General features: G+C 61.9%; 23 protein-coding genes, 1 tRNA gene and 1 other RNA gene. 12 read left to right on the top strand and 13 right to left on the bottom strand.

The window, feature by feature from the left end; all coding sequences use genetic code 11:
- Positions 1-73 precede the first annotated feature (73 nt).
- Positions 74-868 (top strand): inositol monophosphatase family protein, encoded by a 795-nt coding sequence (locus tag ACOQOQ_RS00610; RefSeq protein WP_420568231.1) that lies wholly within the window; start codon positions 74-76, stop codon positions 866-868.
- Positions 869-1,005: 137 nt separating this feature from the next.
- On the opposite strand, the gene ACOQOQ_RS00605 is transcribed toward ACOQOQ_RS00610, so the two are convergent.
- Positions 1,006-1,755, bottom strand: coding sequence for a rhomboid family intramembrane serine protease (locus ACOQOQ_RS00605; protein WP_420569705.1), 750 nt, complete (start codon positions 1,753-1,755; stop codon positions 1,006-1,008).
- 113 nt (positions 1,756-1,868) lie between these two features.
- Between ACOQOQ_RS00605 and ACOQOQ_RS00600 the strand changes: the two genes are divergently transcribed.
- Both ACOQOQ_RS00600 and ACOQOQ_RS00595 read left to right on the top strand, forming a co-directional pair.
- The gene (locus tag ACOQOQ_RS00600; RefSeq protein ID WP_420568230.1) at positions 1,869-2,378 is read left to right on the top strand and encodes a tetratricopeptide repeat protein; all 510 of its coding nucleotides are present in this window, start codon (positions 1,869-1,871) and stop codon (positions 2,376-2,378) included.
- A 90-nt stretch (positions 2,379-2,468) separates the two neighbouring features.
- A tRNA-Leu gene (locus ACOQOQ_RS00595) sits at positions 2,469-2,555 on the top strand.
- A gap of 337 nt (positions 2,556-2,892) precedes the next feature.
- On the opposite strand, the gene dtd is transcribed toward ACOQOQ_RS00595, so the two are convergent.
- The 9 genes from dtd to ACOQOQ_RS00550 all read right to left on the bottom strand — a co-directional run bounded on the left by dtd (position 2,893) and on the right by ACOQOQ_RS00550 (position 10,850).
- On the bottom strand, positions 2,893-3,330 hold the full coding sequence (gene dtd, locus ACOQOQ_RS00590) for a D-aminoacyl-tRNA deacylase (RefSeq protein WP_420568229.1): 438 nt from the start codon (positions 3,328-3,330) through the stop codon (positions 2,893-2,895).
- Positions 3,327-4,010: a nitroreductase gene (locus ACOQOQ_RS00585; RefSeq protein WP_420568228.1), complete on the bottom strand. Its 684-nt coding sequence runs from the start codon at positions 4,008-4,010 to the stop codon at positions 3,327-3,329. The genes dtd and ACOQOQ_RS00585 overlap by 4 nt, the downstream gene beginning before the upstream one ends.
- A gap of 20 nt (positions 4,011-4,030) precedes the next feature.
- On the bottom strand, positions 4,031-5,131 hold the full coding sequence (locus ACOQOQ_RS00580) for a primosomal protein N' (replication factor Y) - superfamily II helicase (RefSeq protein ID WP_420568227.1): 1,101 nt from the start codon (positions 5,129-5,131) through the stop codon (positions 4,031-4,033).
- Positions 5,121-5,501, bottom strand: coding sequence for a nuclear transport factor 2 family protein (locus ACOQOQ_RS00575; RefSeq protein ID WP_420568226.1), 381 nt, complete (start codon positions 5,499-5,501; stop codon positions 5,121-5,123). The genes ACOQOQ_RS00580 and ACOQOQ_RS00575 overlap by 11 nt, the downstream gene beginning before the upstream one ends.
- Positions 5,502-5,519: 18 nt before the next feature.
- The gene (locus tag ACOQOQ_RS00570) at positions 5,520-6,641 is read right to left on the bottom strand and encodes an SPFH domain-containing protein (protein ID WP_420568225.1); all 1,122 of its coding nucleotides are present in this window, start codon (positions 6,639-6,641) and stop codon (positions 5,520-5,522) included.
- Positions 6,642-6,658: 17 nt separating this feature from the next.
- Positions 6,659-7,597: a DUF2927 domain-containing protein gene (locus ACOQOQ_RS00565; RefSeq protein ID WP_420568224.1), complete on the bottom strand. Its 939-nt coding sequence runs from the start codon at positions 7,595-7,597 to the stop codon at positions 6,659-6,661.
- A 6-nt stretch (positions 7,598-7,603) separates the two neighbouring features.
- Positions 7,604-8,803, bottom strand: a complete 1,200-nt coding sequence (locus tag ACOQOQ_RS00560; protein WP_420568223.1) for a toxic anion resistance protein — start codon at positions 8,801-8,803, stop codon at positions 7,604-7,606.
- A gap of 27 nt (positions 8,804-8,830) precedes the next feature.
- Positions 8,831-9,709, bottom strand: coding sequence for a 5-bromo-4-chloroindolyl phosphate hydrolysis family protein (locus tag ACOQOQ_RS00555; protein WP_420568222.1), 879 nt, complete (start codon positions 9,707-9,709; stop codon positions 8,831-8,833).
- Between the two features lie 163 nt (positions 9,710-9,872).
- Positions 9,873-10,850: a pseudouridine synthase gene (locus ACOQOQ_RS00550; RefSeq protein WP_420568221.1), complete on the bottom strand. Its 978-nt coding sequence runs from the start codon at positions 10,848-10,850 to the stop codon at positions 9,873-9,875.
- 86 nt (positions 10,851-10,936) lie between these two features.
- Here ACOQOQ_RS00550 and ACOQOQ_RS00545 point away from each other — a divergent pair, with 86 nt between their 5' ends.
- Positions 10,937-11,386: a nucleoside deaminase gene (locus ACOQOQ_RS00545; RefSeq protein ID WP_420568220.1), complete on the top strand. Its 450-nt coding sequence runs from the start codon at positions 10,937-10,939 to the stop codon at positions 11,384-11,386.
- Positions 11,387-11,389: 3 nt separating this feature from the next.
- Here the strand turns inward: ACOQOQ_RS00545 and ACOQOQ_RS00540 are convergent, their stop codons facing one another.
- Positions 11,390-12,082, bottom strand: coding sequence for a metal-dependent hydrolase (locus ACOQOQ_RS00540; protein WP_420568219.1), 693 nt, complete (start codon positions 12,080-12,082; stop codon positions 11,390-11,392).
- A 215-nt stretch (positions 12,083-12,297) separates the two neighbouring features.
- Between ACOQOQ_RS00540 and gatC the strand changes: the two genes are divergently transcribed.
- The 8 genes from gatC to ACOQOQ_RS00500 all read left to right on the top strand — a co-directional run bounded on the left by gatC (position 12,298) and on the right by ACOQOQ_RS00500 (position 17,947).
- On the top strand, positions 12,298-12,585 hold the full coding sequence (gene gatC, locus ACOQOQ_RS00535) for an Asp-tRNA(Asn)/Glu-tRNA(Gln) amidotransferase subunit GatC (protein ID WP_420568218.1): 288 nt from the start codon (positions 12,298-12,300) through the stop codon (positions 12,583-12,585).
- Positions 12,585-14,072 carry an Asp-tRNA(Asn)/Glu-tRNA(Gln) amidotransferase subunit GatA gene (gene gatA / locus ACOQOQ_RS00530; RefSeq protein ID WP_420568217.1) on the top strand — a complete coding sequence of 496 codons (1,488 nt, stop codon included), beginning with the start codon at positions 12,585-12,587 and terminating at the stop codon, positions 14,070-14,072. Before gatC ends, gatA begins: the two co-directional genes overlap by 1 nt.
- A gap of 35 nt (positions 14,073-14,107) precedes the next feature.
- On the top strand, positions 14,108-14,881 hold the full coding sequence (locus tag ACOQOQ_RS00525; protein WP_420568216.1) for a hypothetical protein: 774 nt from the start codon (positions 14,108-14,110) through the stop codon (positions 14,879-14,881).
- 81 nt (positions 14,882-14,962) lie between these two features.
- Complete coding sequence (locus ACOQOQ_RS00520) at positions 14,963-15,610, top strand: N-acetylmuramoyl-L-alanine amidase (RefSeq protein ID WP_420569704.1); 648 nt, start codon at positions 14,963-14,965, stop codon at positions 15,608-15,610.
- Between the two features lie 33 nt (positions 15,611-15,643).
- Positions 15,644-16,040: RNase P RNA component class A (gene rnpB, locus ACOQOQ_RS00515), an RNA gene on the top strand.
- A 90-nt stretch (positions 16,041-16,130) separates the two neighbouring features.
- On the top strand, positions 16,131-16,856 hold the full coding sequence (locus ACOQOQ_RS00510; protein WP_420568215.1) for a DUF533 domain-containing protein: 726 nt from the start codon (positions 16,131-16,133) through the stop codon (positions 16,854-16,856).
- A 143-nt stretch (positions 16,857-16,999) separates the two neighbouring features.
- Positions 17,000-17,167: a 50S ribosomal protein L33 gene (gene rpmG / locus ACOQOQ_RS00505; protein WP_420568214.1), complete on the top strand. Its 168-nt coding sequence runs from the start codon at positions 17,000-17,002 to the stop codon at positions 17,165-17,167.
- 93 nt (positions 17,168-17,260) lie between these two features.
- The gene (locus ACOQOQ_RS00500) at positions 17,261-17,947 is read left to right on the top strand and encodes a VIT1/CCC1 transporter family protein (protein ID WP_420568213.1); all 687 of its coding nucleotides are present in this window, start codon (positions 17,261-17,263) and stop codon (positions 17,945-17,947) included.
- Between the two features lie 54 nt (positions 17,948-18,001).
- On the opposite strand, the gene ACOQOQ_RS00495 is transcribed toward ACOQOQ_RS00500, so the two are convergent.
- Positions 18,002-18,739 (bottom strand): Bax inhibitor-1 family protein, encoded by a 738-nt coding sequence (locus ACOQOQ_RS00495; protein ID WP_420568212.1) that lies wholly within the window; start codon positions 18,737-18,739, stop codon positions 18,002-18,004.
- Between the two features lie 122 nt (positions 18,740-18,861).
- Entirely contained in the window at positions 18,862-19,080 is a 219-nt protein-coding gene (locus ACOQOQ_RS00490; RefSeq protein WP_420568211.1) for a DUF1127 domain-containing protein, read from the bottom strand.
- Positions 19,081-19,151: the final 71 nt, after the last annotated feature.

The raw sequence follows: 19,151 nt of genomic DNA, 5'->3' as shown, positions 1-19,151 counted from the left end.
ATTCCGCGCTTTGCCCTTGGCAAACAGGGCGCTGGGGGGTATAGGCGCGGCTTGGATAATCAGGAGCCGACCGATGCAGGGCAGTGCGAATCTTAACATCATGATCAAGGCAGCGCGCAAGGCGGGCCGTTCGCTGGTCAAGGATTTCCGCGAGGTCGAGAACCTGCAGGTTTCGATGAAGGGCGCAGGTGACTTTGTTTCCAAGGCTGACCTGGCCGCCGAGGCGATCCTGAAAGAAGAACTTCTGGGCGCGCGTCCGACCTATGGCTGGCTGGCCGAAGAGGGCGGCGAGATCAACGGGCAGGACCCCACCCGCCGTTGGATCGTTGATCCGCTGGACGGCACTACCAACTTCTTGCACGGTCTGCCGCACTGGGCGATCTCGATCGCGCTGGAACATAAGGGACAGATCGTTTCGGGTGTGATTTACGACGCTGCCAAGGACGAGATGTTCTATGCAGAAAAAGGTATGGGCGCGTGGCTGAACGACAGCAACCGGCTGCGTGTATCGGGCCGCACCCGCATGATCGAGTCGATCTTTGCCACCGGTATCCCGTTCGCGGGCAAGAACACGCTGCCTGCCACGCTGCAGGACCTGGCGCGGATTATGCCCGAATGCGCCGGCGTGCGCCGCTTTGGCTCGGCTGCGCTGGACTTGGCCTATGTGGCCGCGGGCCGGTACGACGGTTTCTGGGAACGTGAGCTGAATATCTGGGACATCGCAGCAGGCTATCTGATCGTGCAAGAGGCTGGCGGCATGGTTGGCCCGATCCGCAATGGTCACGAGCCGCTGGAGCATGGCGATATCGTCGCTGCCAACGGTGAGATTTTCGACCGTTTTGCCAAGATCATCCGCGCGCGCGATTGATCTGATTGATCCAGCGGGGCGCGCTGGCGCGCGCACAGGATATCTCGGCCTTGCGGCCTCGGGGTTAGGGGCGTTGCCCCTCTGCGCTGCGCGCATTCACCCCGGGGCATTCAATCCATGACAGCGTGAATGGATGCCTATTTTCGCCGACGTTTCACCGTGGGAATGCTGGTGGGGACGAAACGATAGGCGGCCTCGGGGTGGGGCGGATGGCCTTGGGTGCGGTTCCAATACCCGGTGCCGCCGCGTTTCAGCCAGACCGGCAGGGTCAGGACGAAGCCGATGACGAAACCACCCGCATGGGCCCAGTAGGCGACGCCTCCGGTATCGGGGTCCGCGCCTGTGCCCGAGAGCAGCTGCAGCGCGAACCACAGGCCAAGCATCGCCCAGGCAGGGACCGAGAAGATGCGGAAGAACACGATCAAGATCAGCAGAATGTCTATCTTTGCCTTGGGGAACAGCAGCAGGTAGCCGCCCATCACGCCCGCAATCGCGCCTGATGCGCCCACGGTGGGAACCATCGAATACGGGGCCGAGACCACATGTGTCAGTGCCGCGCCCAAGCCCGCGGCCAGATAGAAGAGAAGGAAGCCGAAATGGCCCATTTCTTCCTCTAGGTTGTCGCCAAAAATCCACAAAAACAGCATGTTACCGGCCAAGTGCATAAAGCCGCCGTGCAGGAACATGGTGGTGACCAACGTGTCATAGCGCGCGCCATTCGAGATATTCGCCGGGACCAGCGACCAGTCTGCGAAAAAGGCGTTCAGCGCGTAGGGATCGTTGAACAGATTAACATAGCTGAGAAACACGGCCACGTTCACCGCGATCAGCGCATAGGTGACGAAGGGCGTGCCTTGGGACGGGTTGTGGTCTCGGATCGGGAACATGGGCGCACGATTGATGGTTTTGCGGGCGGGGTCAAGATGGCTGCGGGGCTTGACGGGTGCATGGATCGCGCCATCATTCGGATATGTTGAAACCTGCACTCATAGGCGTTTCGATGCTGGCGTCCCCCGCGTGGGCTTGTCCGGCCGCGCCGGATCATTCCCAGGCGCTGTCGAAATTGTTCAACGAAGCACGCGCCGCCAAGACCGAGGCCGAGGGGCAGGCGATCTCGGATCAGATGTGGGCCTTGTGGACTTCTGCCCCGGATGAGGCTGCACAAGAGCTGCTGAACAGCGGTATCCGCAAACGCGGGGTTTATGATTTTCTGGGCGCCGTGCAGGACTTTGACCGGCTGATCGCCTATTGCCCCGACTATGCCGAGGGCTACAACCAGCGGGCGTTCGTCCGTTTCCTGCAGCAGGACTATGAGACCGCGCTGCTGGATCTGGAACAGGCGTTGCGCTTGTCACCGGCCCATGTGGGCGCTTTGTCAGGTAAGGCTTTGACCTTGATGGGCCTTGGTCAGACTGAGGCAGGACAGGCCGTTCTGAAGAACGCGCTGACGCTGAACCCATGGCTGCCTGAACGTCATCTGATCCCGCCACCCAAGGGCGAAGAACTATAGTCCTGGCCGCGTAAAAACACGTCTGGTCCTTGGCGGCGACTTTGGTTATCCCTTGGGCGTCTGCCCCTGATTTCCTTTCGGGGGACTGCTGCGGGCGTGGTGGAATGGTAGACACAGGAGACTTAAAATCTCTAGGCCGTATAGGCCGTGCCGGTTCGAGTCCGGCCGCCCGTACCACTTGGTTGCACCGTTAAACCACTTTACGACCTGGCGCCGCTTGGGACGTAAGGTAACTTTTGCAGGCCCGAAAAATCCTGTTGAACGACTCGGGGTGATATGATCGTCTGACGATCAAGGCGCGGCTGGGTTCGATCCCGTGGTGTAAGGTCAACCCGCCGACAGTGACCAACGTGGGAGCGCAGCCAGTTTCCTGACGCGTTGAGGGGCGCGGATGGGGCGGTGAAAACCGTTATGGCAGACGTGGGACGAGGGTCCGGCCTACTGGCCGTTTTGCGGCCGGGCAAAGCACGACGCGGGAGCTGGGAGGTTCCCGCGTCAGCTTTTTCAGCGGCGCTTAGATGTCCATCCAGATTGTCACCGGACCGTCGTTTATCAGCGAAACAGCCATGTCCGCACCGAATTGGCCGGTTTCCACGGGGATGCCCTCGGCGGCCAGTTTCTTGGCGAAATACTCGTACAGACGCTGGCCCTCGGCTGGCGGGGCGGCGGTCGAAAATCCCGGACGGTTACCGCGCGCAGTGTCTGCGGCCAGCGTGAATTGGCTGACCACCAGCGCCGAGCCTTCGATGTCACGGACCGAGCAGTTCATCTTACCGGCGTCATCCTTGAAAATCCGCAGCTTGGCGATCTTGGCCGCCAGTTTGTCGGCCTGCATCTCGGTGTCGCCCTGCATCGCGCAGATCAGGATCAGCAGGCCCGGGCCGGTCTGCCCGATCACCTGGTCGTCCACGGAGACCGAGGCCGAGCTTACACGTTGCAGAAGGGCTCTCATGTGTCGCTCCCATGCCAGTGAATGATTTCGCCCAGCCCGGCGCGCTCGGTTCGGAAACCGTTTGCGGGGTGGTCCGGATCTTCATAGCCGAACGAGATGGCGCACAGGATGTTGCGCCCTGCGGGGATATCGAAAAACGCGCGAACGGTGGGGGCAAAAGCGGCGACGGCGGCTTGCGGGATCGAGGCCACCCCGGCTGCCTGCGCAGCAACGGTGAAAGCTGCGATGAAACCGCCACAATCCATGGCGCCGTAAGGGCCCAGATCATCCTCGGAGGTCACGATGGCCACGTGAGGGGCGCCGAACAGGGCGTAGTTTTCCATCATCTGCGCCGCCGATCCTTGGCGGTCGCCCTTGGTGATCCCCACCGAGTCATACAGCTGAAATCCGCAGGTGCGGCGGCGGTCCTTGTAGACTCCCTCGTATCGGCGGGGCCAGGCCATGTCGGGCTGAGGCGCCTGGGTGGTCGCGGCCTTTTGCAACGCAGTGCGGAACCGGTCGGTTTCTGTCCCGCGCGTGATATGCAGCTGCCAGGGCTGCGCATTGCACCAGGTCGGCACGCGGGAAGCGGCAAGGGTGATACGCTCGATCACCTCTTGCGGCACAGGGTCAGGTTTGAAGCCGCGGCACGAATGGCGGCTGTGCATAAGAGCGTTAAACGCTTCGAAGTCCCGTTGCATGGCCCCTCCCCAAGGTCATGTTATTGATTTTGTGCGATGAAATAGCCGGCAATCCCGGCGACGATCAGGCCAAAAATGACAGCAAAGGTGATCTTCCACGCCGACCAGGGCCGTTCGCCTTGTACCCGGCCGGTTTGGCCATTGACAACGAAACGATAGGTTTTCCCACGGTATTTGTAAGCGGCCAGCCAGACCGGCAGCAGCACATGCTTGAAGGTCACGTCGCTGATCTGGGTTTGGATGTCATGGATGCGTTGCTGATCGCCGCCGATATCAAAGCGTACGTCGCGCTCGATCACGCGGTTCATCTTGGTGCGGGCAAGCTCGTACCCTTCGTCCAGTTCAACGGCGTATCCTTCGGCGCGGAACCCGGCCAGAAACTCGGGGCGGTAAGGTTCCAGCGCGGACAGATCCCAGGGTTCCAGCGCGTCGGTATAGCGCGCAGGCAGGCTGCGCGAGGCCAATACCAGCACATCGTCAAAGAACCGGGCCACACGTCCCGAGACCCCCCGCCAGCGGATTTTCGTCACTGTCACCTGCTGGCGTTTGCCGTCGCGCATAACGGTGCGGGTTTCCTGATAACGGGTGCCGCGTTCGCCGCGATAGCTGGACTTGGTATCCGCATCAAAGGTCCAATAGGGGACATAGATGCCATCCATCTTGCGGCCCTTGCGAGCGTATTCCTGCAACCCATTGGGCGCGAACCACAGCTTGCCCAGCCAACGGGTCATCGCGTCGCGCGCTTGTTTCTCATCCAGATCAAAGGGCAAAACGCCGCGCGGTTTGATATGCCGGTGCGTGCCGGTATCGGTCACCACGGGGGTCGCGCAGAAGGGGCATTCCAGCGCGTGGTTCACCTCGTCAAACTCGACCTGAGCGCCGCAGTTGGGGCATTTGGTGACGCGGGTTTCCTCGATTTCCTGCGCGGGCAGAAGGTTGTTCAGCGCCTGTTTGAAATCCAGTTCGCGGATCGCGCCGCCGGACCAGGGGCCATCGTCCTTAACCGTTTCGGTTGCTCCGCAATGGTCGCAGACCAGTTGGGATTTACCGGGGTCGAACCGCAGGTCAGCACCGCATTGATCGCAGGGAAAACGGTGTTCATTCATAAGGTTATCGGACATTTTTTCGCTGGGCATGTTCAAAGCTGACCACTTGGGCGACGGTCTGGGCCGAGGTCGAGGTGAACCGGATCACGTGGCAAAACAGCCGGGTGCCCTGACCGGGCCGCGTCACCAACCCCGAGGCCGTGCCAGCCTTGCCGTGGCTGACCACTTGTTCCATGCGGATCGTCTCGCAGCGGGGCAGGGCGGCGCGGGTTTTCTGGATGGCGTTGCGACCCGAGATCGCGCCCTCGGTCCGGTCCCAGACGGCGCCTTCGGATAGGTAGCCATCGGGCAAATCGCCCGCGCCCATCAGGGCCAGGGCAATTTCCTCGATGCGCAGGCTTTTGGCCGTGGTTTCGCAGTCTGGGCCGCGTGTGATCCGGGTCATGTGTGCAAGTGCTCTGGATCAGCCCATGGGCGGCGGCGGCGGCATCACCGTGAACAGCTGCGCCAGCTCGGCCACGTCATCGGCGTGTTTCCAGCCATCCTGACCTGCGGTCCAAACAAAGGTTTCGCGCGTTAGTTCTCCGCTGGCGGCCATGCGGCCCAGAGAGGCCTTGGAGTACGGGCCCTTGGTCTGACCGTCCTCGGCGATGTGCCAGACCTTTTCAACCGGTGGCGGCGGGGGCGCGACAGGTGCCGCTGTGGCGGGGGCAGCAGCAGGACGTGCGCCCCATGGACCCATGTTGGCCATCTGCTGTGCCATCGCCATGCCCATGCCAGCACCCAGACCCGCGCCCATGCCGCTGTTCGGAGTTTGCGCAGCGGCGGTCATGGCCTCGGCGGCGGAATACTGCGTGAACTTACCCAGATCGCCCGCCAGCCCCATCGAAGTCCGCTTGTCCAGCGCGGCCTCGACCGCGGGGGGCAGGCTGATGTTTTCGATATACAGCTCAGGGATCGACAGCCCGTACTCGGCCACGGTCCCCGAGATTTCAGCCGCGATCAGCTTGCCCAGATCAGCCGTGTTCGCGGCCATGTCCAGCACAGGGATGCCCGAGGCCGCGATGGCGCGCGAAAATTCCTGCACGATGATGTTGCGCACTTGGAAACTTATTTCGTCCATGGTGAATTCGCCATCCGTGCCGACGATCTCGGTCAGGAAACGAGCCGGATCGGTGACGCGCACCGAATAGGTGCCATAGGCGCGAATGCGGGTCGGGCCGAATTCAGGATCACGCAGCATGATGGGGTTTTTGGTGCCCCATTTCAGGTCGTTGAACCGGGTGGTGTTGACGAAATAGATCTCGGACTTGAACGGAGATTTGAACCCGTGATCCCAGTGCTGCAACGTGGTCAGAACCGGCATGTTGTTGGTTTCCAACATATAAAGGCCGGGGGTGAAGACATCTGCCAGCTGGCCTTCGTGCACGAAAACGGCGGCCTGACCTTCGCGGACGGTCAGCTTGGCGCCGTATTTGATCTCGTGGTCCTCACGCTCGAACCGCCAGACCATCGTGTCGCGGCTGTCATCGACCCAGTGGATAACGTCGATGAACTCTCCGGTCAGAAAATCGAATATACCCATGGTCGGGCCTCCTTTGTTCAGCTGGATCCGCCAGCTTTTTCACCTGTCAGCTCGCGGGCGATCTGGCGGATAATGGGACGGGCTGCCTCGGCGCTGATACCTGCATGGAGCCGCCGATCATAGAGAATTTTCAGCAGCATTTCGTCATGCGTTGTCAGCAGGGCAAACTCGTCATCGTCATTGAAAATCGAGGGTCGCGCGGCCGGGCTGTCATTGGCCAGGCCCAACCCCTGTGCGATCTCCTCGTGGACGCAGGATTTGCGCAGAAGATCAGGGTGTTCGGCCCGAATGATAGCGATTGCCTTGGCATAATTGTGGTCCACCCGGATGTCCGAGAATGCAAGGACAAGGCAGTGGATCGAGCGCGGAATATTCTGAATCACCTGCATCGAGGCGGGGTTGATATTGGGCACGATCTGACGGACGCGCGCGAGCATGGTGGCGCGGTCGTCCTCGGACATGATCAGCACGTGGAAATTGGCATCGCGTCCGCGCATCGACATTGGATGGCCGGTGACCCGCTGCAAGCGCGCAACATAGTTCGAGATGGTCGCCAAGTCCTGACTTTGCTGCGCGGCCGGAACATCAGGGCCGAATTGCACGGCCACACGCACCGGCTCTTTCCAGCGGCGCAGCACCCCGGCGCCGGCGCGTGACGCCCGCAGGCCAGCGCCGCGTTCGTATTCATCGAAAAAGGCGATCGCCTCGAAGTTGCGGGCCAGAAGATCGGCCGTAAAGGGCGTGTCCGGCCCGCCCCCACCAGAGCGCAGCAGCCCCTGAGCCAACAGATCGGCCTGCAGACGGGCATAGTATGTCTTCAGCGCCCGGCTTTGCGCCGAAGGTTGGGCCGAATCCGTCCCTGCGCCGGGGGATCGGGGGGCGGGGGCATCAATGCAGCCCGCAAGGCTCAGAGTAAGCCCCACGGCGATGCCTTTTATGATACCGGACAGTTTCACGCGTGATTATGCCTCGGGGACTGCGGTGCCGGCGGTGTCGCCCACACCATCGCGGCGGGCCTTGGCAGCGGCCAGCGTGTCGCGCAGCTCGGCCTCCATTTTCTTCAGGTCCTCTTCGGCAGCGGCGCGCTTGACCTTGCCTTCGTCGGCGATCTGAAGGCTTTCGTTGATCGTTGCGATCAGGTCGGCATTGGCCTGTTTGACGGCCTCGATGTCAAAGACGCCGCGCTCCATTTCCTGACGGATCATCTTGTTGCTTTCGCGCAGGTTGGCAGCGTTGGCGGTCAGCAGCTCGTTGGTCAGATCATTGGCGTCGCGCACGGCGGCGGCTGCCTCGGCGGAGCGTTGAATGGTGACGGCCTGCGCCAGCTGGGTTTCCCACAGCGGCACGGTGTTCACGAGGGTCGAGTTGATCTTGGTCACCAGCGACTTGTCGTTTTCCTGCACCAGCCGGATCGAGGGCAGCGACTGCATGGTCACCTGGCGGGTCAGTTTCAGGTCATGCACCCGGCGTTCCAGATCGTCACGGGCGGCGCGCAGATCGCGCAATTCCTGGGCCTTCATCACCTGCTCGGCCTCGGGGGCGGCCTGAACCTCGGCCTCTTTCGCGGGGATGTCGGTGCTGTCCAGCTCGTCCAGCTTGGCTTCGCCGGCGGCGATATACAGCGCCAGTTCGTCATAGAAGGCCAGGGTTTTCTGGTACAGCAGGTCCAGCGACTTGATGTCTTTCAGCAGCGTGTGCTCGTGTTTCAGCAGGTCGTCGGTGATCTTGTCGATCTGACCCTGAACGTTTTCGAACTGGGCAGTGAACTTTGCAAAAGGCGCAGCGCGACCGATCAGTTTTTCCCACCAGCTGCGCTCGCGGCGCACGTCCAGTTCGCTGACGGAAAAGCCGCGGATCGTGGTGACGATGTTGCGCAGGCTGTCGCCGGCGGGGCCGACGTCCTTGTTGCGTACATCCGTCAGCATCGCCTGGCTGATTTCCTGCAATTCGGCTTGCGCGGCCGAACCGAAATGCACGATCGAGCCGGTGTCAGACATGTCCAGTTCGGACATACGGGCGCGGATTTCCTCGGATGTGGCAGGTTCAGCCTGCTTCAGCGCGATCACATCGTCGGCGCCGGTGGGTTCGGGCAGGACGACGGCGTTCACCTCTTCGACCAGGGCCAGGGTTTCCTTGGCTTTTTGCTGAATCGTTCCGGACATGATGTTCCCTTTCACTCCGTGTAATCGTTAATGCGAGGTCAGGCCTTCGCGTTTCAGCCGGTCGCGCAGCACCTCGATCTCGATATTCAGATCGCTGCGGTCGTCCAGCAACAGTTTTTCTGTCCGGGCGGCGAAGTTCTGCTCAAGATCATCCAGCAGGGCGGCATAGTCAGTGCGCGCCTGAGAATCGCCGGTGCGGGCATAGATGTCTGCGAACTTGATCGTCGCGTCGCGGGCGCCCATCAGATAGACAGACAGGTATTTGCGGGCCGCGGTCAGGTCGCGCGGGTCGTTTTCAACGGTGCGGAACAGGTCGCGGGCGGTGGTCTGGAATTGCTCCAGCCGGGTGATCATCTGCCGGTCGCCTGCGCGTTTCATCGCGTCGGTCATGGCGGTCAAATGTGCCTCGGCTTCGTCCACGGCGCGGGCCACGCGGTCGGTCTGGAAGGTGTCAACGCCCTCCATCCCCTTGTTTTTCATTGGATCGGGGCCGAAGGACAGGAAATGCAGCACGGCGCCGATCACCAGGTAGACCAGCGGTTCAACCAGCCCGCTGGTCGCGGCATAGCCTGCAACGCCCAGGCCCAGCCCGGTCAGCAGTGACCCCGTGATCTTGCGCGGAAAGGCAGGGCGGCGGGCCACGGTGCGGGCCTCGTATGCCTCTTGTGCCAGCAGTCCCTCGCGGGTCAGCCAGGCAGCCAGCAGCAGCACACCAAGCGCAACCAAGTTCAGCACCAGCGCCGCTGGGCCATTGCCGAAGGCGGACCAGATCAGCGGTAGCGGGGCAAGAAACAGCAGGTTCACGCGCCCGCCCGCACGCGTGCGGCGCGCAGCCCGGAACGACCCACCCCGAGGCGCGGCCGTGTCTCCCTGGGGGCTGTATTTTCCACCGTATTTCTGGGCCACCTCAGACGCCTCCTGCGATCGAGACGTAGAGGATCAATATGACAAGCAGCACAAATGCCAGCTTTTGCAGACCAGTATCAGACATCATTCCCCACGCTTTACCTGTTTTGAAACGTAGGAGATCGCGCGGGGCGATACTAGGGGGAAGATTAAGTCAGGGGCGTCACTTACGTTTGGTCGGCCGACCCCTTGGGGGTTTGCCGCTGCGGCTGTTGCGGTCTCCCAGACGGGCGCCGGGATCTGCCGCGCGGGGTTTGCCCTTGGGTGCCGGGCCACGTTTATCGCCGGCCGGTTGCGGCCGGCCAGGTTGACCCGGACCGCCAAAATCACCTGTCCGTTTCTTGCGGCGTACGAATTTCTTGCCGACGGCTTTGCGCGCTTCGCCGGTGTCGTCCTCGGCTGGCATACCTAATTGGTCACGCAGCACTTTGCGGCGGATTTCCTCGACCTCGCCCTGTTTCAGCTGTCCCAGCTGGAACGGCCCATAGGACACGCGGATCAGACGGTTCACAGACAGGCCCACGGCCTCCATCGTGCGGCGGATCTCGCGGTTCTTGCCCTCACGCAGGCCGACGGTCAGCCAGGCATTGGCGCCCTGCTGGCGGTCCAGAGTAATCTCCATCGGCAGGTATTTGACACCCTCGTGGGTCAGGCCCTTGCGCAAGGGTTCCAGCATCTCCTCGGAGACGCGGCCATTCACGCGGACGCGGTATTTGCGCAGCCAGCCGGTGCTGGGCAGTTCCAGCTTGCGCTTCAGCTCGCCGTCATTTGTCAACAACAGCAGCCCTTCGGAGTTCAAATCCAACCGCCCGACGGTCATCACACGCGGCAATTCCTTGGGCAGGGCGTCAAAGATCGTCTCGCGGCCCTGTTCGTCGCTGTTGGTGGTCACCAGGCCCCTGGGTTTGTGATACATCCACAGCCGCGCGGGTTCCGCCTCGGCCAGAGGTTGCCCGTCCACGGTGATCCGGTCCGAGGCCGTCACGTTCAGCGCCGGGCTGTCGATTGTCTTGCCGTTGACGGTGACGCGGCCCTGCTCGATCAGGCGCTCGGCTTCGCGGCGGCTGGCGCGGCCCGCACGGGCGATGACCTTGGCAATACGGTCGCCTTCGGGCGTGTTGGGGGGCGTGGAATTGGTCATGGATCGGTTCCGAAACTGGGGCAAGCCCGTCAGGTATACCATTTCCCCCCATTGCGAAAGCGTTCAATGACGGGCAAAGACAGGGAATGGTGTTTCGCAGCTACATGGATCAAGCGCTGGAGGAGGCGCGTGCCGCCGCAGACCGCGGCGAGGTGCCGGTGGGCGCTGTGCTGGTGTCCCCCGAAGGCGAGGTCGTGGCGCGGGCTGGCAACCGCACGCGCGAGCTGAACGATCCCACTGCCCATGCCGAGGTTCTGGTGATCCGAGAGGGATGCGCCGCCCTGGGGTCAGAACGTCTGCCGGGGTATGATCTGTATGTCACGCTGGAGCCATGCCCGATGTGCGCCACGGCCCTTTCAGTGGCGCGGATCGCACGGGTGTATTACGGGGCGGCTGACCCCAAAAGCGGCGGCGTGGCCCAAGGCCCGCGCATTTTCAGCCACCCGCAGTGCCATCATGTCCCCGAGGTTTATGATGGCATTGCAACGCCCCAATCCGAGGCGCTGCTGAAAGAGTTCTTTGCCGGGCGCCGCTGATGCTTACAGCGCGATCGGCACCATCACCTGAGGCTCGATCACGTCGACGCCTTGCAGCTCTTCCTTCATCAGCTCGGCCGATTGTTCCAGGATCGGGAAGGTGCGGTAGTGGCAGGGGATCACCGTGGTGAAGTTGAAGAAGGTCTTCGCCGCATAAGAGGCGCGCCTCATATCCATGGTGAAATGGCCGCCCGCGCACAGAATGCCGATGTCGGGTTTGTGCAGGTCGTTGAAGATTTTCATGTCCGACATCACGTCCGTGTCACCAGTCAGATAGATCGTGTGCCCTTCGCCCGCGATCATGAACCCTGCCTCGGCCCCGCAATAAACCGGAGCGTTTGGCCCGCGCATGGACGAGCTGTGCACGGCGTTCACCATGGTGATCGCAACCTGACCCTGTTTGACGGTGCCACCCTTGTTGAAGCCGACCACTTGGATCCCTTCTTTTTCCTCCCAAAAGCTCATCAGGTCATAGATCCCCAGCACGGGGATGTTCAGTTTCTTGGCGATGGGAAGGGTGTCGCCGATGTGGTCGCCGTGGCCATGGGTCAGCAGGATCGCCGTCGCACCCTTGATGGCGGTGTCGCGGCTGTCCTCGGGGAACAGTGGGTTGCCAGTCAGCCATGGATCGATCAGCAGGACCTGATCCTCAATCTCGATTCGGAAACCCGCATGGCCCAGCCAGGTGATTTTCATGATCGCTCCTCCTTTTTGGTTCCTCGGGGGAAATCCTAGCATGCAGGGTTAATTTGACCAGCAGGGCATTTGACGGGGCGTGCATGCCTTGGGGGGAATTTTCGCCAAGAAGACGCCCGAATGACCCGGACAGGGCTTTGGCAGGGGCGCTGATGCTTGCGGAGCGCGGGGCAGGGCGTTAAACGCATCAAAGACTGGAATACGGAGAGTTGCCGATGTCGATCGACACGCAGACCGCTGCGAAAGTGGCCAAGCTGGCCCGCATCAAGGTGGAAGACGACGCATTGCCCGCGCTGGCGAATGAATTCAACACCATCCTGGGCTTCATCGAACAGCTCAACGAGGTGGATGTGGAAGGCGTAGAGCCGATGACCTCGGTCACGCCGATGCGCCTGAAACGCCGCGAAGACGTGGTGACCGATGGCGATTATCAGGACAAGATCCTGAAAAACGCACCCGACGCGCGCGAAGGCTTTTTCGCAGTTCCCAAGGTGGTTGAGTAATGTCTGATCTGAACAAACTGACCCTGGCCGAGGCCCGAGATAAACTGCGCGCCAAGGAAGTAACCTCGGTTGAGCTGACCGAATCCTGCCTGGCCGCCATCGAGGCTGCGGGCGAGCTGAACGCCTTTGTGCACAAAACGCCCGAGATCGCGCTGGAGCAGGCCAAGGCCGCCGACGAACGTCTGGCCGCCGGTGACGCGCCCGCCATGTGCGGCTTGCCCGTCGGCATCAAGGATCTTTTCTGCACCAAGGGTGTGCTCAGCCAGGCCGCCAGCGGCATTCTGGAAGGCTTCAAGCCCGAATACGAATCCACCGTGACCAGCAAACTGTTCGATGCAGGCTCGGTCATGCTGGGCAAGCTGAACATGGACGAGTTCGCCATGGGTAGCTCGAACGAAACCAGCGTTTATGGCAATGCAGTGAACCCGTGGCGCCGGGGCAATGATGACACCCCGCTGACGCCCGGTGGCTCGTCGGGTGGGTCGGCCTCGGCTGTGGCGGCTGACCTGTGTCTGGCCGCGACCGGCACCGACACTGGCGGCTCGATCCGTCAGCCCTGTGCCTTCACCGGCACCGTGGGGATCAAACCCACCTATGGCCGTTGCTCGCGTTGGGGCATCGTCGCCTTTGCCTCGTCGCTGGATCAGGCCGGGCCGATGACGAAATCCGTGCGCGACGCCGCGATCATGCTGGAGGCCATGTCGGGCCACGACCCCAAGGACAGCACAAGCGCCGATCTGGCCGTCCCGAATTTCGAGGCCATGCTGACCGGCGATATCAAGGGCAAGAAAATCGGTATCCCCAAGGAATACCGTCTGGACGGCACCCCTGAAGAGATCGTGAAGCTGTGGGATGACGGTACTGCGATGCTGAAGGACGCGGGCGCCGAGATCGTCGATATCAGCCTGCCGCACACCAAATATGCGCTGCCCGCTTACTATGTGATTGCCCCGGCCGAGGCTTCCTCGAACCTGGCGCGCTATGACGGGGTGCGCTACGGCCACCGCGCGACGCTGGCTGCGGGTGACGGCATCACCGAGATGTATGAAAAAACCCGCGCCGAGGGCTTCGGTCACGAGGTGCAGCGCCGCGTGATGGTGGGCACCTACGTTCTGTCGGCTGGTTTCTATGATGCCTATTACAACCGGGCCCGCCGCGTTCGTGCGCTGATCAAGAAAGACTTTGATGACGTCTTTGCCGCCGGTGTGGATGCGATCCTGACGCCCGCGACGCCGTCCTCGGCCTTTGGTCTGGGAGAGATGAACGAGGACGATCCGGTCAAAATGTATCTGAACGACGTGTTCACTGTGACGGTGAACCTGGCCGGTCTGCCGGGCGTCAGCGTGCCCACCGGGCTGGACAAGCAGGGCTTGCCGCTGGGTCTGCAGCTGATCGGGCGTCCGTGGGAAGAAGGCGACTTGCTGAATACCGCCTATGCCCTTGAGCAAGCAGCCGGATTTGTAGCCAAACCCGGACAGTGGTGGTAAAACTTCGCCCAATGATCCAAGGCAGGACGGTTTCGATGCGGTATCTACTATGCGGTGTGGCCCTGATGGGTTTGGCGGGGTGCGAGCCCTCGATCCCTGACAGCGGCGCAGGTGTTGGTTTCGGTAGCTACTCGGACTTCCAGCGCCAACAGGCGCAGCGCGAGGCCGCGTTGGCGGGCGACGTCCTGCCCGCGCCCCTGGCGGTTTCAGAAGAATCGCTAGAGCCCAGCCGGACCGGTGTCTCGGGTACTGTGCCCAGCGGGACCCAGCCGCTTTCGGCCACGCGCGAAGGTGCCTTGGGGCAACCGGAAACCGAGGCTGAAAGCATCGCAGCAGCTACGGCCGCTGCTCTGAACTCGGGCGAAAAGCCGGTGGACGCCAACCCGTCCAATCCCGCGCCCGTACAGATGAACCACCCTGGTATTTCCTCGGAGAATGACTTCAATACCGTTTCGGCACAGCGGTCCATCGAAAGCGATGCCGAACGGCTGGCCCAGAACCGTGCGCAATACGAGGTCGTGCAGCCCACGGCCGTGCCCACCCGCACCGGCGCCAGTGGCCCCAATATCGTGGAATACGCGCTGAGAACCGACAACCCGATGGGCAACAAGCTGTATAAACGCTCGCCTTTGAACACCGATGCGCGGGCGGCGCGTAACTGCGCGGCGTATGCCTCGCCTGATCTGGCGCAAACCGATTTCCTGAAACGTGGCGGGCCCAAACGTGACCGCCGGGGCCTGGACCCTGATGGGGACGGTTATGCCTGCAGCTGGGATCCGCGCCCGTTCCGCAAGGCCTCTGGGGGCTAATCGCGCGTGAGTGCTCCGGCTGAAATCCTGTCCTGCCCGTCCCCCAGTTTCGGTGAACGGCGCGAGGGCGCGACCCCGGACATGGTTGTTTTGCACTACACGGCGATGGACACGGCCAAGGCGGCGCTGGAGCGTCTTTGCGATCCCGAGGTCGAAGTTTCCGCCCATTACCTGATCTCTGAAAGCGGCCAGATCTGGCAGCTTGTGGACGAGGACAAGCGCGCCTGGCACGCGGGAGCCGGTAAATGGGGTGGGGTTTCGGATGTGAACTCGCGCTCGATCGGGATCGAGCTGGCAAACCGGGGCGATTGCCCTTTTCCTGAACCGCAGATGGCCGCGTTGGAACGCTTGCTGACCGGGACCATGAAGCGCTGGAATATCCCGCCCGAAAGGGTAATCGGCCATTCGGACATGGCCCCGGACCGCAAGCAGGACCCGGGTGCGCGCTTTGACTGGCGGCGGTTGGCACTGCAGGGCCTGTCCGTCTGGCCCGACATCCAGCGTGCTGATTACGCCGGACAAGAGGGGTGGGACGCGCTGGCCATCCTGGAAATCGGCAAATCGCTAAAGACCTTTGGCTATGTCATGCCCGATAACGATATGGCCCCGATTCATGTCTATAACGCCTTTTGCACCCGTTTTGGCTGCGCCGGTCCGGACAACCGGGGCTATGCCATCGCGGTGGCCCATGACTTGGCCACGCGCTTTCCGGTCAAGCAGGACGGTTGACCGGACCCTTTCCAACGCCTAAGTGATCCCAGCGCGGAGAGCTGGATGGCCGCTTGTGTCGCAAGACGCAGGAGGAAAGTCCGGACTCCACAAGGCAAGGGTGCCGGGTAACGCCCGGCGGGGGCAACCCCAGGGAAAGCGCCACAGAAAACAGACCGCCCAGCGTGCTGGGTAAGGGTGAAACGGTGAGGTAAGAGCTCACCGCGGGACTGGTAACAGGACCGGCACGGCAAGCCCCACCCGGAGCAATGCCGAATAGGGGCCTCGCGCGGGGTTGATCGGGCTTGCCCGATATCACCGCAGGGTACGCTTTGACCCAGAGGCCCGGGTTGGCAGCTAGAGGCGCGTTGGTAACAGCGCGTTTAGAAGAATGGTCATCCAGGGTGCGCAAGCGCCCGGACAGAATCCGGCTTACAGGCTCTCCGCGCATAAATTGCCCAAATTTCTCGGAAAAAGCTTGGCGCGCTGCAGGCTAGGTCGCAAAATGGACGCAACGTAACAGAACACCGGAGATCCCCTCATGAGCTTTGTAAGAACCCTTGCGACCCTAGCCGTTGGCTTTGCTGCAGCGCGCGGCGTGGACAAGTTTCGTCAGATGGGCGGGATGGAAGGTGTGCAGGACGCCATGAAAAAGATGACCGGCGGTGATGACAGCCCAATGGCGCAGATGAACACCCAGATGGAGGAAATGGCCGGAAAAATGGGGATGACCGCGGGCAAGGACGCGCTGGAAAACATGATGGGTATGTTCGGGGCGCAGACCAAGGGCGCCTCGGAGGCGGCCGAGGCCGGCATGGCCGGGCTGATGTCAGCGATGACTGGCGCTGCGACCGCAGGCGCAGGCGGTATGTCCTCTTTGTTCGAGGCAATGACCGCCGGCACCCCCATCGGTGTGATGGCCGAGGAAAACGCTCGCCTCATGATCCGGGCCATGATCCAGGCCGCCAAAGCCGACGGCGAGATTGACGCCGAAGAGCGCGCCAAGATCCTGGAGCACCTGAGCGAGGCCAGCGAAGAGGAGGTCGCCTTTGTAACCTCGGAACTGGACGCCCCCATTGATGTGAATGGTCTGGCCACCGAAACCGGAGAGGCCGCCAAGGCGCAGGTCTATTCGGCCGCGCTGATGGCGATCACTGTGAATACCGATCCGGAAAAACAATATCTTTCCGGCCTTGCCAGCGCCCTGGGCCTGTCCGATGACAAGGTTTCCGGCATCCACCAGGCGATGGGAAAACCCGCGCTGTAGCCCCGGCTTTCGTCAAAGCGCCCCCGAATGCAAAGGGCGCGCAGAATATCGGTTGACTCGGGCCCCATAACCCTTAAAAGGCAGGCTTCAAGGATTCCACGGGCGGCCCGACTGCCTCGTAAACCGATGAACGGAGTTTTAATATGGCGAAGCCGGCAACTATCAAAATCCGTCTGAACTCGACCGCAGACACGGGCCACTTCTACGTGACCAAAAAGAACGCAAAGACCATGACCGAAAAAATGGTTGTGCGTAAATACGACCCCGTCGCGCGCAAGCACGTCGAGTATAAGGAAGGCAAGATCAAGTAATTGATCCCCTTTCCGTATGACGCTTTGGGCCACGCGATTGCGTGGCCTTTCGCGTCTTAGGGCATATGCAAATGCATCGCAGGAGCCGTCCCCATGCCTAAAGAGGGCCATTTCATCAACCGATCCGGCTGGTTGCGCGCTGCCATTTTGGGCGCCAATGACGGCATCTTGTCCACGGCCAGCCTGCTGGTCGGGGTTGCCGCTGCGGGGGTGGACCGCTCGGGGTTGCTGCTGACGGGGCTGGCCGGGCTTTCGGCGGGGGCGTTTTCGATGGCGGCGGGGGAATATGTCTCGGTTTCGGCCCAGTCGGATATCGAGGCTGCGGATCTGGAACGGGAACGCAAAGCGCTGGAAGAAAACCCGATTTACGAACTGGGCGAGCTGGCAGATGGCCTGATTGCGCGCGGCGTGGATCGCAAGATCGCCCGTGAAGTTGCCCTGCAACTGACCGCCCATGACGCGCTGGACGCCCATGCCCGCGAGGAACTTGGCCTGACCGAGTTGGCCAGCTCTCAGCCGCTGCAGGCAGCTGTGGCCTCGGGTGTGGCATTTGCTATGGGGGCCTCGATTCCCTTGGCGGGTGCGGTACTGGCCCCGGGGCAGTCGGTGGTTTGGGTCGTGGCCGCGATGACCCTGCTGGCGCTGACGCTGCTGGGGGGCACTGGCGCGCGTCTGGGCGGTGCGCAGGTCCTGCCTGCCGTGGTGCGGGTGCTGTTCTGGGGCAGCGTGGCCATGGGCATCACCTCAGGGGTGGGGCAGCTGTTCGAGGTGCTTATCTAACGAAAAAGGGCCGGTCGCAGTGACCGGCCCTTTTCGTTTGTCTGGCAGTATCGCTTATTCGCGGTTGCCCAGCAGCTGCAGCAGGAACATGAACATGTTGATGAAGTCCAGATACAGGTTCAGTGCGCCCATGATGGCGGCCTTACCCAGCCATTCCTGATCGCCATGCTGTGCGTGGGCCAGGTAGGTGTTCTTGATGTTCTGCGTGTCATAGGCGGTCAGACCGGCAAAGATCAGCACACCCAGGATCGAGATCGCGAACATGATCGCGGGCGAGCCCAGGAAGATGTTGATGATCGAAGCCACGATCAGACCGATCACACCCATGATCAGGAAGGTGCCCATGCCGGACAGGTCCTTCTTGGTGGTGTAGCCTACCAGCGACAGGCCTGCGAAGGCGATCGAGGTAACCAGGAACACCTGGGCGATCGAGAAGCCGGTGAAGGCCACGAAAATCCAGGCCAGGGACAGACCCATGACGGACGCAAAAGCGTAGAAGAACAGCTGCGCCCCGGCTGCCGACAGGCGGTTGATGGCGGCGCCGAAAGCAAAGACCATGATCAGCGGGGCGAACATGACAATCCAACCCAGAATGTTGGGTTGCAGGGTCATGGGGTCGCGGAACACGCCCAGCAGCGCAGGCGAGGTGCCCACGGCCCAAGCCACTGCAAAAGTCAGCAGCATGCCGATAGACATGGTCCCGTAGACCTTGTTCATGTGGGCGCGCAGCCCAGCGTCGATTTCAGCGGTGCGGGTTCCGGCCGCCGCTCGCATCGTGTTGAATTCAGCCATAAAAGCCTCCGAAAGGTGAAACTGATGCCCGTTCGCGCGGGCTTGGCTAAAATATCGGTGACAACGGGTGGTTTTTCAAGGTTTTCCGGCGCGAAATCGCGCCGAAACTGCTTTAATTTGAGTTAGCCTTGCCAATGCGTGGGGGCGTCCCACACGGGGCGGGCGGCCTCTTTGTTCGCTTGGGCACGGGTCAGGCCGATGTCACGCAGCATGGCGTCGTCCAACTGGGCAAGGCGCTGACGCTGGCGATGCAGGCTGAGCGCCCCCAGAACGCGGGCCATCAGCGACGGACGGCTGGCACGGGGCAGCGTGGCGCGGTGAGAAGAGATGAGAGTAAACATAGCTGACCTTCCTTCGTGATGCTTGGTGGACTTTTCATCATTTATGTTGATGTATATGACGCAGTGTGATT

The sequence above is a fragment of the Thalassovita sp. genome, assembly GCF_965218685.1.
In the GTDB taxonomy this organism is placed as follows: Bacteria; Pseudomonadota; Alphaproteobacteria; order Rhodobacterales; family Rhodobacteraceae; genus Thalassobius.
Note: the sequence above shows the minus strand (reverse complement) of the source record. Positions and strands in the feature narration are given on the sequence as shown.